Below are 11,782 nucleotides of genomic sequence, written 5' to 3'. Positions count from 1 at the left end.
GGAAGGCGGTTCGTCAGGCCGCCGGCACATATTGATATCCCGTGCCCTTCCGCTCGGCAAAGCCCAGGCCGGGACAGGGCCAATGGAAGCCCAGCATCTTCATCCTGTCGGTTGTGGGGCGGTCGAGCAGCTTCTTCCGGTTGGCGACGGGCACCCCGTTGTCCATGTCGTAGGCGAACTGCCATTCCGGATGAGGAAAATAGACCGCGGGTTCCGTGATCGCGTTGGCGGGAGGAAGCGTGACTGCCGAAGCCTACGCTTCAAGCCGGCCGGCCTGTTGTCGTTAGAATGACGGCAATACAACAGCGTGCAAGATCCAAAATCGTAGATGGCGTCTTGCAAATGGTGTTGTCAGCGCTTGCGTCGCTCCTCCGTACATCCGCTAGGGACAGCAAGCGTTTTGCGCATTAGCAGCCCCTCTGCTTTGAACCTTCAGTTGGCCATTCCGACACACGGCTAGGGGGCATTCGTCTTCGATTGAAATTGCAAAATCGGAGGAAACGCCATGAGATCTAGTTCCAAACTCGCAATGGTATTGCTAGCGGGCGTCGCAATTGGAGCTATCGCGGTCCAAGGCCTCCACGCTCAAGGAGCTAAGCCGAAAGCTTACTCCGTCGGCGAAATTGAGATCCTCGATGCTTCAGCCCAAGCCGCGTACTTGCCTGCCGCCCGGAAGGCGATAGAAGCAGCCCATGGTCACGCTTTGCGCACCGCGGCCGGACGGATTGTTGAGATAGACGGTGGGCCAGCCCCCAAAGGGGTGGGAATCGTCGAATGGAATAGCTTGGATGACGCCGTAGCGTTCTACAAGTCGAAAGCCTGGGCGGACCTTGCACCGCAGCGTGATAAGGCGGTCAAAGTCGTACGGAGGTACGTCGTCGAAGTCGAAAAGTAGTCGCGGTCCATCCCAGGCCGCGCTGCTGCGGCGCGCGTGCGCAGATATTGGTTTACCCCGCTCGAGACTGGCGCGCTCGGAGAGATTCGAACTTCCGCCCCTCGGAATCGAAATCCGATGCTCTATCCTTATGAGCGCGCACCGTCCTGGCGGCGGTCGTTTTCGGACCCGATCTTGCGGAGTGGCTCGCCACCTGCGGCGATGGTCATTATAGCAATCGCATGCTCGACTTCGCCGCACAGTATGAAGCATTTCGGCGCCGCGATCCGGCGTGGGACGGGCTGGTGTTTGTGGCGGTGAAGACGACGGGGGTGTATTGCCGGCCCGTCTGCCCGGTGCGAACGCCGCTCTCGCGGAATGTGAGGTTTTATCGCAGCGCCGCTGCCGCAGAACACGCGGGTTTTCGACCTTGCCTCCGCTCCCGTCCGGAGGCCGCTCCATTCTGCCCGGCCTGGAAGGGGACCAGGACGACTGTCGAGCGTGCACTAGCCCTCATCGAAAACGGTGCGCTTGATCGGAGCAATATCGAAGCATTGGCCGATCGTCTCGGAGTAGGGGCCCGGCACCTCGCGCGCCTGTTTGCCGAGCACCTCGATGCATCGCCCCTGCAAGTCGCGCTTTCGCTTCGTGTTCAACGTGCAAAGCGTCTCCTCGATGAAAGCGATCTTCCAATTCCTCTCATCGCCAAGCGTGCCGGGTTTTCGAGCGCAAGGCGCATGAGCGCATCTTTCAGCCGGATCTATGGCCGGTCACCATCGGCGTTTCGCAAGAACACGTCGCCAAAAACGAAAACGAGCTGAGCGAGACGGAGCGATATGATGCTGACCAAGACCTTCGGGACGGTGGATGCCGAGACACAGAAAGCGATGAGTGGATTGGAGTTCGTGCAGGGCCTTGCGAGTGGCACGATTCCTCTCAACACCTTGGCGCAAACCTTGGGATACGATGTCACCGAAGCGACACGCGGTCGCGTTGTCGTGACGCTCATCCCAACTGGCGCCCACTTGAATCCAGCCGGCACGGTCCATGGTGGTCTCACGGCGACGCTGTTTGATAGCTGTATGGGGCTCGCGGTCCAATCGATGCTGGACATGGGCGTGGCCCAGACAACGCTCGAGTTCAAGATTTCTCTTGTGCGTCCCATCACGCCGGAAACAGGCCAGATCAGGGCCGAAGGAACGGTCTTGAATTGTGGACGCCGCATCGGCACGGCCGAAGGGCGTGTCACTGACGTCAAGGGCCGATTGCTCGCTCATGGCACAACCACGTGCCTCATCTTGCCGAGTTGAACCCGACGATGGCGCGCTACGGCCGATAAAGACTGGCACTATTGCTTCGCCGTAGCCCTATGATCTAGCGGCCTGTTTGCTCCCTCCAACCACCAGGACCGTGACTTGACGCTTCACCTTAATACAAGAGACAATAGCGGGTTACTGGAGCGGAGCGACAGCGATGCTGTTTCGTCTCGCATTTGCCCTTGCGTCGATGACGGCGCTGCTGGTTGATCCCATTGACGCCGTATCGCAGGACCTGCTGCGCAGCGTCGACCTCAACAGTCCCGAAATGTCGACATCGGAGATGACGCGCGCCGAGGTCGAGGCGCTGCTCAAGATGGCGCCTGAGGACGGCGCCGGCCAACGCTCTGCGGATTTGCAAGGAAAGCGGCTGTCGCATCTCGATCTCTCAGGCCTCGACTTTTCCGGCGGCAATCTTCGCCTCGTCAAGCTCAACCGGACTCGCCTGAAACGCGCGCGCTTCGATCGGGCCACCCTGAACCAGGCCTGGCTGGTCGACGCGGATTTGACGGACGCGTCTCTCGTAGGGGCATCGCTGCTCGGCACGCAGATGCAACGCGCCAAGCTTGGCGGCGCCGATCTGAACGGCGCTCGCATCACCGCAGATCTTTCAGGTGCCAACTTGATTGGAGCCACGCTTGCGGGCGCCGATCTGAGCGCTGATATGCGCAACCAATCGATGGGCCTGATGCGTGGCGTGCTCAAATCTGCCGATCTCAGGAATGCGGATCTGAGCGGTGCCAATCTCTCGCGCACCGATCTGGGATTCGCGCAGCTGCAGAACGCCAATCTGGCGAATTGTAACCTGAACCACGCCGACCTTGCGGGAGCCGACTTGTCCAACGCCAATCTCGCCGACGCCGATTTCACCGAGGCAGACCTCGCCTCGGCCCTTTTGCCCAGTGCAGCCGCGTTGGAAAAGGCGCGCAATCTGGACAAGGCCCGGAACTTCAACCTGGCTCGGCGCCCACCTTAGCGATCGCAGTGAGCCAAAACCTGGCATTTCGGCCTGAAGCGATCCGCGTATCGCCGCCAACACGATAATGGAAGGTGCGAGCTGCCGTGATTTCAGATTTCGCAAAACGCCTTAAGTGTCGCGAGCAGCAGCTCATCGTTGGAATTCGTGCCATCGGAGGGCCAATGGCTCCGTTGCGATGGGCAACCCACACCGTCTCCGGCACGTAAGCGGCGGCCAATCAGAACAGAATATGGTCTAGCGCTCTCCGAGCCTGATCACCCGTTCGAATGCCGCGTCGACCCCATCCATGAACGCCAACGCGCGGGGCAGTGATGGCGCCTCGTAGATAATGGCACCGCCAGGGCCGCCCCACATGATCTCGACGTGCCAGTGATCGTCGACCCGGGCGATCGACCCGGCCAGCGTGTTCGGGGCGCGCTTGATGTTCACCCTGTCGTCGTCAACTTGATCGGTTCGGAACGTTGTCATGGTTCGGCCCTTCTTTGTCTCGGGCCTCCCGCCTGGACTACGGCCGTATGTAAACTCGCCCCAACCTTTGGTGTTCCAAGGCTGACCACGTCTGGTCGCCAGGGACAGTACCGGTGATGGAGACGCCAGTGGATATTCCACAACGTGCGTTACCAGGCGCCGGGACGTTGCAGGGCGGGCCGACCGCGCCGCAGCCGCAGGCGTGCTCATGCTCCTATCCGGCCCTGTCGTTGGTCAGGTGCTTCAGCATCGCCTCACACGCATTCTCGGCTTCAGCGAAGGTTTTGAACGGCGAACCGCCCACTCTGATCGCAGGCCTGTTCAGATCGATGGGACGCCACGAGGCAACAAAGCCGGGCTCTCCGTGAAGCCCGGGGCCGGTTCGGCTCTCATTACTGATCACGAACGAGAACCCGCGGCTTATCGCGCTCCAAACTTGGAAGTCTTCCGTCGGACCGATGATGCGGCTGAATTGCATGATGCACCGAAAGCCCCACATCAGAAGGATATCGCTTCGCCGATTGGGAAAAATGCAGCGCTATTGACGTAACGACCGTTTTCCCCAAGCCGGGGGTGAACCGTCGGCTGGGCGGGGCGCGAGAAAAAATTCTTAATAATTAAACTATTTAAATTTTAAATAAGGAATTTATTACCATTATTTACGCCTGGTCAAAATGCAGGAGAAATCTAATGAAGATTTTATCTGGCATTTCCGCCGCGTTTTTTGTCCTCGCTCTGACGATGATTGCCCCGCCTGCAAATGCCTCCGGCGGTCGCCATAGAGGAGACCACCCCCACCACATCAGCGGAGCCCCCGGGCCGATTGCTGGCGCCGGTCTTCCGGTGCTCGCCATCGGCTATGGCGTCTATTGGCTGATTAAGCGCCGCCGCAAGCGCGACTGAGGTTCTGAAACAAGGCGGCATGATATCGGCGAGGCGTACATGCGGCATGCACGTGACGTGGAGAGGATGCTGTCCCGGTATCGAACCCTTTAGGGACTTCGATAGTGGACAGTCGTGCAACAGCCGCCTGTCGCGTCCGGAGAGGAAAGGTCCCAGCTTGGCCCCGATGCTGGGACCTTTCTTTCCGCAGAGCTCCCTGCCAGATCAGCGATTTCAAATAAGCATCTCGGCAGCTTCAGGCGTGATCTTCACGTAGGTGCCGCTCTCGTGCATCCACAAGCCTGCGCTCGATCGCGAACTTAAACCCGGCGCCGTATCCGGGCGGCTTGGCCTTGTCCTGAAAAAGAAACGAGTAGTTGATTTTCTCGATGTGAATGCAGTCCGTCTGTTTCGCTCGACTGCACGCACGCACTTCACGAGCCGGCGAGCGGCTTTCTCCGGACCGGCATAGGGGGATCTAACGCTGGCTTGGAGAAGGCATCGTACTGCTGCTCGTCGTACTGCTCGTCGGAGCCCACATGCCCGGTTTGGCTTTTCACGACCTGCTCCAGCTCAAGTGCTTCGATGGCAAGCTCATCCGCCAAACGCTTAAGCAGCTCGCGTTTGTTCGGATCCGTCGCCGACATGGCCATGACGGCACAATTGTTGGCATCCACCCGAAGCTGGTGCAATCTTCCGCTGAGGTCCTTCATGGCTCACGTCCTCGCTGGCCTGTACGCTACGCGGACGTGGGACTCTAGCCAATCGACGCTAAGTCTCTGTTCGGTTGAGCACAGTTCGCTACTATTTTTGCTCGGGGGAGCTGCAGAGGGGTGTGCGCCCGCCGACCCTGCGGCGCATTCGAATGCATCCAAGCTGAACCCTGGCCAGCACTTTGCGGGGAGCTGAGTTACGCGTTTCTCGCAGTCGATTGCACGGAGGTGTCAAAACGGAAAAAACGAAAAAACGCAAATAAACCAGTGCGTTACGTCGTGCGGAAGTGGCGTGCCGCGGCCGATGAAGATAGGCACTATTGCTTCGCAGTTCCTTTATGACGCCGTTGCCTGCCGCGCGCTACAACCGGTAGTGATCCGACACCGTGCGATTTCGTGTGTTGCAGCCCGTGGGGCGCTCTGGCCGGATAACCTGCGATGGACTGCGATCTTGCGGTAGCTGTGAACTTTCAGCCCGGACGCGAGGCGACGCGGAACAATCTCCTTGCCCAGCCGGCTATTGACTGCAGGGCGGGCATAGCTCGGATGAGCCACTCCGGAGTCCCGATGTCTCGAAGCATCTCAACTTGACCATCGGCGTGGCGCTCGATGAATTGAGCATCACGAAAATAGTCTGGGTTGGCTTGGTACCAATTTAGATCTCATGCCGGTCTTCCCAGAGCTGGGCGCCGTCAGGCAATCGAACGGCAAAGGCCAACTCTCGACGAAAACAGATCGCCTCGATTCTCGCGCGCTGATCTTCGTCGTATTCGATTCCGAACCGCTCCAGCTTTGCGTGCGTGGCTTCGTGCACGATAGCTGAGGCGATCTGTTCTATATTCACAGCCGAATCGGCCACGGATCGCTTGTCGAGCACGCACGCCTTGAGTGAATGCTTGTATTCGGCAAGGCCGCCCGGCAGCAGGAAAATCCAAATACGCTCAAGGTCCCTGATAATGCGGGAATACTGCAAGGGACTGTGCTGCTTTACGAGAAGCAGCGCACGTTCGACGCGCGGCAAGTGCTCCGGCGCAAAGTAACTTCCGATCCAAATCCCATCAACCTGCCGACCATAGGACGCCGCCAGCTGTATCCTGTCGATAAGGCTCGGACGAACTTTGGGCGGCTTCTGGCGTTCCCTGCGCATCCTGAACTCGGCGTTCGATGCCTGATTGATACGATACGGTACTTTCGGCCCGCTTACCGGCACGGCCAAAATTCTTACCGGTTGCGTTAGGGGGCGCTAACGAAAACTACGCTCGTTGCGGCTTAGTGTTGCTCTCAACCTCAGAGGTGCCGCAGAAGGGCAGTATCTTGTGCGAGAATTGTAGCACCTCAGCGAGAAGAGGGATCATTTCCACTTCGGCCCAGCAGAGATCGGCGAAGTCGAGGTGTCGTCTGTGCCCTACAGGTCGAACGACCGAATATTGGAGTATGGCAGGTCTACTTCCGAACCGATGCATGCGGACGCTGGTCACCGCGTACGAGGCGAAGAACGCTTTCGCATAGCGGCAGACTGATCGCATCGCTGATGGAGCCGACGGCGCTTGCTTCGGGCCGCAACGGCTGTTTGGGCGCCGGAGCCTACATCAGCCAAATGGCTGTCGCCAAGGCTAAAAATCCGACCAGCGCGCAAGCGAGGAAACCACGCTCAACGGCATCCATGGCGTCATTTCCTTTCGTCATCGGCAAATACCTCCGGGGGCACATTATCTACCTTAAAGCCGTGGTGAGCGGCATCGTTCCCCCGCAAGTTGCCGCGTTTTCCCGGTTGTCTGGCTGAGGAACGCACGCGCTAGCGCCGGAGTTTTTCGCTGGTAAGACGATCTAGTCAATCTCGCCGGCTCGATTTGCGAGCATTCAAGCGGAGATCAGCGCAGGTAAGTTCATTCTGATCTGTCGGGAATCTGACTCGTCGGATTCGCTCAGATACGCTGTCTATGTTCAAGAGCAGAATAAATCTCGCTTCGGCTTAACACAGGTAAGTGGACCGCCGCTCGGGTGAGGCGATGCTATTTTTTCCCGAGGGAGGCGTAAATGGATTTTCCAATCGAAGGTGGTTCTAAAGAGGACTTTCAAATCGTGATTATCGTTATGGACAGGCTGGAACAGGAAAGGGCTCAGCTGCTTGCCCTTCGAAAGAAGGTGTCGGATGCGGCCGCTGGGCGAAAGCTCTGCAGTGCGCGTCGCACTCGACCGCCAAGAACGACGCCAAACCGAGGACATGAGCCATGAAGGACCTCACCGGGAAGTGGCACCAACTTCGAGCTGACGCGAAGCACTTTGCCGACCTCGGCACGTCGGCGACGGATCCACGTCAACGCGAGCTGTTTAAGCGTTTAGGTGTTGAGCTTGCTATCGCGGCGCTTGAGCTGGAACAGGTCGTGAAAAGGCAAAACCCGCATTTGGACTTCGACGAGCAGTGCGATGTTCTGTCCAAAGCCATCGCCGGGAAATGAATCATCGGCGCTTGGCTTGCCCGATCGCTGTATTTCATGCTTGCGAGCTTATCTTCCTTGTCGGGGCCGCACCGGAGATAGGCATCAGGGGAGAGATTGCGAATGCCTCGCGGGATCAACCCTCACCGATATTGAAGCTAACGATCCGGATAGGGTTGCGGTACTGGCCCTTCATGAGGTGGCACCGACCGCCGCAACCAGAGTCCCTCATGTGCGTTGATAGCGATGCTCAATCGACGCCCGATAGTGCCGTTGAAGCACTTCTTTCGCACCTGCGTTGCGAAGGGCAGCCAGTTGGAGCGCTTTCTGCTAGAACACGGCGCCGCCTACAACGATCGACGTCCAATAATAGTGCCGTTGAAGCACTTCTTTCGCACCTGCGTTGCGAAGGGCAGCCAGTTGGAGCGCTTTCTGCTAGAACACGGCCCCGCTTACAACGATCGACGTCCAATAATAGTGCCGTTAAAGCACTTCTTTCGCACCTGCGTTGCGAAGGGCGGCCAGTTGGAGCGCTTTCTGCTAGAACACGGCCCCGCCTACAACGATCGACGTCCAATAATAGTGCCGTTGAAGCACTTCTTTCGCACCTGCGTTGCGAAGGGCAGCCAGTTGGAGCGCTTTCTGCTAGAACACGGCCCCGCCTACAACGATCGACGTCCAATAATAGTGCCGTTAAAGCACTTCCTCCAAACCGGCGCCGCGAACGGCGGCCGGTTCGAGCGCTTTCTGCTCGAACACGGCACCGTCTATAAAGGGCGTGCGCTGCCGAAGAAGTACGGTGCGGCGCGCGGTGCGCTCGGCTGGTGCTTCCGAAATGCGGCCGGCCTCGCGCTCATCGACGACAACTTGACCTACGTCGAGGGTTACGCCGTAGACCACGAGAGCGGCGGCAGCCCTATCCATCACGCGTGGTGCATCGATCGTCATGGCCGCGTGATCGAGACGACATGGCAAAACGTCACCAAAGCCGAATACTTTGGGGTGCCGATCGAGGCCGAGCTGCTGGCCGTCGAGCTGTCGAGGGTCAGCTATTGGGGCGTGCTGTTCGCGGACGGCCAACTCAACGAGCGGCTTATCAAACGACTGACCGGCTGACAGACTCGTCCGGACAGCTCCTTCGCAGCAGGCGGACCCGCTCAATGCGCCCGCATGGATCCCAGCGATATTGAAATGATGTCCTTGTGGTCGCCGTCCGGGTGACTTCCCTCAGGCCGCATCGTTTTTTGCGTATGATGCAGGAGATCAGGGTCAGCGGCGGGCTGCATCGTTCATCCCCCCTCGAACACACAACGCCTAGCACCGTTCCACGATCTATCGCCAGAACGCAGCGAGTGCGACCATCAGGGCCGCCGCCAAACAGGCGAGCCCGACGATGTAAGGCATGTCGCGCTTCTCGCGTGGCGTCATCGATCGTTCCGGAGCTGTTGGATTGCAAATGGCAGGCTGGAACGCTGCCCCGACGCGACCGGCGTAGGGGAGCACGCCGGGGCTGCGCTTCCTCTCGGCGAACCGTCGGGCCGAGGAGTCGACACGGATCGACCGGGAGGTTACGTGGCCGATCCAAGCGCCCTTGGGCAGGGAAGTCTGTGCACTTTTGCACCGAACGGCGGGGGCGCAGCCAAAAAAGCCCGGCCGCGCATTGCGGGGGCTAAAGGGAGTCGTCACAATTAAGGCCGCTGAAGTAGAAGCGCCGCTAAAGGCATCTTCATCAGTCCGCCACGGCAGTTGCGGTCCATAATTAACGCTTAGGCGAACAGTTCAGCCCCAGCCGGCGTGATCTTTACATAGGTTCCGCTCTCGTGCATCCACCGCCGGCCGCGCACGATCGCGAGCTTGAAGAAGCGAGCGCTTCAATCGTCGCCAGATGCCCGTTGGCCTACCTACGGCGGCGCCTGATCAGCCAATAGACGCCGTAGCCAACCGCAAGGATCGGAAGGCCTGCGCCAGCGATCGGCCCGGGCGCTCCGCCGACGTGTTTGTTCTGACCGGGAGCGTTCTCGTGGGCCTCCGTGCAATTTCCCCCGCCATTGCAGGCCTGCGCGGGCAGGGTGACCGTCGTCAGAGCGAAGACCAAAATCGCAGCTTGACGAACGCGTGCCATGCCTTGCGCGCGACTTCCGTCATCTTGGCTTGGTTGCGCCGATGGACGGCGCGATCATGCTGCTCAACGGGATAGAAAATGGGGTGGATCACGCGGACATGCGTCACGCTGGAACGCAAAAGATCGCATCCGATCGACGTCAACCTGGATAGACTTTGGAGTAAACGACCCTCAAACCCCTCGACAACCCGTTCGGCACGAGGTTGTCACCCATCTCTCAGGTACGTTCTGTTACCTATGTGTCCGGGCTGGACAGTGTGGAATTGGCGCGCTCGGAGAGATTCGAACTCCCGACCCTCGGAATCGAAATCCGATGCTCTATCCAGCTGAGCTACGAGCGCGTGCCGTTTGCGTCGATTATCAGAGTTGGGCCGGAACGGCCAGCGGGGGGAGAGCGGGAAGGGTGCTCTGCGCACATCGTCCCGCCCGGTGGGCTTCAGAAACAGGGATGCCGGCGGCCATCTTGGCCGATATAGGCGGAGGCGCTCTGGCGGCATTTTACCGTCGCCGGGCCGTCGTAATAGGCGAACGTACCGGGCGTCGGCCCCGGGCCGTAATTGTGGAGGTAGCTGATCTGATAGGGCAGGTGCCCGGCGTAGTGCCGGTGGTGGTGGTGATGGCGGTAATGGCGGGCGTCGGCCACGCTTGGGGCGGCAGCCATGGCGGCGAGAACCGCTGCGGCGGCGAAAAACTTCAGTCTGGGCATTGTGCGTCTCCAGGGCCAGCCGGGGCGATTCTGGCCGATCCGGCCTTTCATTTAGCGCGGTTTGGAGGGAAAAACTGCGGGAAATCGGCCACATCACGTCAATTTTTGGCCCATTCTGGATGCTTAACGGTTTCCCAACACAGTCCGGCCAGAGTTTTGGGGTCTGGTCCGGGGCCCGCAGCCGGCTTTGTTTGAGGCGACCAAGGCGACTGTCACATTGTTCATGCGCATCACGCTTCTCGCCCTGTTGTTCCTTGCTCTCGCGATGGCGCCGGCGCGTGCCGTGCTGCACATCACGCGCGACCACGGCGGCTACGTCGATGAGTACAAGGCCAAGTACAAGCGCATCCGCGATCGCGGCGATCGCGTCATCATCGACGGCATCTGCAATTCCGCCTGCACGCTGGTGTTCGGCATCGTGCCGATGAACAAGATCTGCGTCACGCCCAGGGCGAGCGTCGGTTTCCACCAGGCCTATTACGACAAGGCCTTCACCTTCGGCATCAAGGTCACGAGCCTCGATGGCACCTCCGACCTGATGTCCTATTACCCGCAGACGGTGAAGGACTGGATCCGCCGCAACGGTGGGCTGACCACCGAAATGAAGAAGATCAAGAACGGCGTTGAGCTCTGGAAGATCGTCGATCCCTGCCCGGAAGAGTGGTAGGGCGGGCCGGTTTCAGTCATTCGCCTCACCGCAATTTCCGTCGTCATTCCGGGGGGCCAATTCCCACGCCCTCCGTCATTCCGGGGCGATGCGAAGCATCGAGCCCGGAATCCATCTGTCCGCTCGCGCATGTGGCGCAATGGATTCTCTGATGTGCAATTGCACATCATAGCTCGCGCCAAGAGGCGCGCCCCGGAATGACAGCGGAGAAAAATTCGCAAGCGATTTCAACATGATTTGCCCCGTCCAGCCCCCACACAAAAAACATTCCGCTTTCGCCGTCGGGCAAATCAGTGATTTAACTCCGCGCGTCTCACGGCGGATGAGGGGCGGCTCGCGATCGTCACGAACGTTGCGGTGAGATGCGGTGGACGTGAAGCGTGTGACTGACGAGCACGCGCATCACGGACGGCGAAGTCGTGTGGTCCTGGCGCCCCGACGCTGGCGCTAAGTCCTGGGGGATGGAAACATCCCTAAGGGCGACGGTGGCAGAAAGCCCGGTCACCGGGGAGAGCGCGAAGGAAACCGTAACACCATCGCGCAGGGAAAGCCGGAATGCTTCGGTTGAACCTGTGGTCCTACCCCCGTGCTTTTTGTTGCACGGGACCCACGGGTGC

General features: G+C 59.5%; 15 protein-coding genes, 2 tRNA genes and 1 pseudogene. 10 read left to right on the top strand and 8 right to left on the bottom strand.

All coding sequences use genetic code 11. The features are described 5' to 3' along the window. Positions 1-13 precede the first annotated feature (13 nt). Positions 14-154 carry a hypothetical protein gene (locus ACZIRK_RS29980; RefSeq protein ID WP_474418710.1) on the bottom strand — a complete coding sequence of 47 codons (141 nt, stop codon included), beginning with the start codon at positions 152-154 and terminating at the stop codon, positions 14-16. Between the two features lie 351 nt (positions 155-505). On the opposite strand from ACZIRK_RS29980, the gene ACZIRK_RS29975 reads away from it, so the two are divergent. Beyond that, complete coding sequence (locus ACZIRK_RS29975) at positions 506-895, top strand: DUF1330 domain-containing protein (protein WP_130228670.1); 390 nt, start codon at positions 506-508, stop codon at positions 893-895. A gap of 68 nt (positions 896-963) precedes the next feature. Here the strand turns inward: ACZIRK_RS29975 and ACZIRK_RS29970 are convergent. After that, positions 964-1,035, bottom strand: a tRNA-Arg gene (locus ACZIRK_RS29970). An 81-nt stretch (positions 1,036-1,116) separates the two neighbouring features. On the opposite strand from ACZIRK_RS29970, the pseudogene ACZIRK_RS29965 reads away from it, so the two are divergent. Then, positions 1,117-1,314 (top strand): annotated as a pseudogene (locus ACZIRK_RS29965) (Ada metal-binding domain-containing protein); the annotation flags it as partial. A gap of 66 nt (positions 1,315-1,380) precedes the next feature. On the opposite strand, the gene ACZIRK_RS29960 reads toward ACZIRK_RS29965, so the two are convergent. After that, positions 1,381-1,530: a hypothetical protein gene (locus ACZIRK_RS29960; RefSeq protein WP_474418726.1), complete on the bottom strand. Its 150-nt coding sequence runs from the start codon at positions 1,528-1,530 to the stop codon at positions 1,381-1,383. Between ACZIRK_RS29960 and ACZIRK_RS29955 the strand changes: the two genes are divergently transcribed. The 3 genes from ACZIRK_RS29955 (at position 1,471) to ACZIRK_RS29945 (ending at position 3,166) form a co-directional block, all read left to right on the top strand. After that, entirely contained in the window at positions 1,471-1,695 is a 225-nt protein-coding gene (locus ACZIRK_RS29955) for a helix-turn-helix domain-containing protein (protein WP_474418724.1), read from the top strand. The two genes, ACZIRK_RS29960 and ACZIRK_RS29955, sit on opposite strands and share 60 nt — an antisense overlap. An 18-nt stretch (positions 1,696-1,713) precedes the next feature. Then, complete coding sequence (locus tag ACZIRK_RS29950; protein WP_130230561.1) at positions 1,714-2,184, top strand: PaaI family thioesterase; 471 nt, start codon at positions 1,714-1,716, stop codon at positions 2,182-2,184. Positions 2,185-2,347: 163 nt separating this feature from the next. Continuing rightward, positions 2,348-3,166 carry a pentapeptide repeat-containing protein gene (locus tag ACZIRK_RS29945; RefSeq protein ID WP_130230563.1) on the top strand — a complete coding sequence of 273 codons (819 nt, stop codon included), beginning with the start codon at positions 2,348-2,350 and terminating at the stop codon, positions 3,164-3,166. 237 nt (positions 3,167-3,403) lie between these two features. Here ACZIRK_RS29945 and ACZIRK_RS29940 read toward each other — a convergent pair whose 3' ends face one another. After that, the gene (locus tag ACZIRK_RS29940; RefSeq protein ID WP_130230565.1) at positions 3,404-3,637 is read right to left on the bottom strand and encodes a hypothetical protein; all 234 of its coding nucleotides are present in this window, start codon (positions 3,635-3,637) and stop codon (positions 3,404-3,406) included. A 690-nt stretch (positions 3,638-4,327) separates the two neighbouring features. Between ACZIRK_RS29940 and ACZIRK_RS29935 the strand changes: the two genes are divergently transcribed. After that, positions 4,328-4,540 (top strand): hypothetical protein, encoded by a 213-nt coding sequence (locus ACZIRK_RS29935; RefSeq protein WP_130230569.1) that lies wholly within the window; start codon positions 4,328-4,330, stop codon positions 4,538-4,540. 413 nt (positions 4,541-4,953) lie between these two features. Here ACZIRK_RS29935 and ACZIRK_RS29930 read toward each other — a convergent pair whose 3' ends face one another. Both ACZIRK_RS29930 and ACZIRK_RS29925 read right to left on the bottom strand, forming a co-directional pair. Beyond that, positions 4,954-5,232 carry a hypothetical protein gene (locus tag ACZIRK_RS29930; protein WP_474418709.1) on the bottom strand — a complete coding sequence of 93 codons (279 nt, stop codon included), beginning with the start codon at positions 5,230-5,232 and terminating at the stop codon, positions 4,954-4,956. Positions 5,233-5,887: 655 nt separating this feature from the next. Further along, positions 5,888-6,448 carry a hypothetical protein gene (locus ACZIRK_RS29925; RefSeq protein ID WP_130230571.1) on the bottom strand — a complete coding sequence of 187 codons (561 nt, stop codon included), beginning with the start codon at positions 6,446-6,448 and terminating at the stop codon, positions 5,888-5,890. Positions 6,449-6,763: 315 nt separating this feature from the next. On the opposite strand from ACZIRK_RS29925, the gene ACZIRK_RS29920 reads away from it, so the two are divergent. From ACZIRK_RS29920 to ACZIRK_RS29910, 3 genes are all read left to right on the top strand, one after another. Further along, entirely contained in the window at positions 6,764-7,015 is a 252-nt protein-coding gene (locus ACZIRK_RS29920) for a hypothetical protein (RefSeq protein WP_130230573.1), read from the top strand. Positions 7,016-7,463: 448 nt separating this feature from the next. Beyond that, positions 7,464-7,691 (top strand): hypothetical protein, encoded by a 228-nt coding sequence (locus tag ACZIRK_RS29915; RefSeq protein WP_130230575.1) that lies wholly within the window; start codon positions 7,464-7,466, stop codon positions 7,689-7,691. Between the two features lie 252 nt (positions 7,692-7,943). After that, positions 7,944-8,786, top strand: coding sequence for a hypothetical protein (locus tag ACZIRK_RS29910; RefSeq protein ID WP_474418708.1), 843 nt, complete (start codon positions 7,944-7,946; stop codon positions 8,784-8,786). A 1,270-nt stretch (positions 8,787-10,056) separates the two neighbouring features. Here ACZIRK_RS29910 and ACZIRK_RS29905 read toward each other — a convergent pair. Beyond that, positions 10,057-10,133 (bottom strand) — tRNA-Arg (locus ACZIRK_RS29905). 95 nt (positions 10,134-10,228) lie between these two features. Further along, on the bottom strand, positions 10,229-10,498 hold the full coding sequence (locus ACZIRK_RS29900) for a hypothetical protein (RefSeq protein ID WP_130230579.1): 270 nt from the start codon (positions 10,496-10,498) through the stop codon (positions 10,229-10,231). A 223-nt stretch (positions 10,499-10,721) separates the two neighbouring features. On the opposite strand from ACZIRK_RS29900, the gene ACZIRK_RS29895 reads away from it, so the two are divergent. Then, entirely contained in the window at positions 10,722-11,165 is a 444-nt protein-coding gene (locus ACZIRK_RS29895) for a hypothetical protein (protein WP_028164026.1), read from the top strand. Positions 11,166-11,782: the final 617 nt, after the last annotated feature.

The sequence above is a fragment of the Bradyrhizobium sp. Leo114 genome, assembly GCF_055229415.2.
Note: the sequence above shows the minus strand (reverse complement) of the source record. Positions and strands in the feature narration are given on the sequence as shown.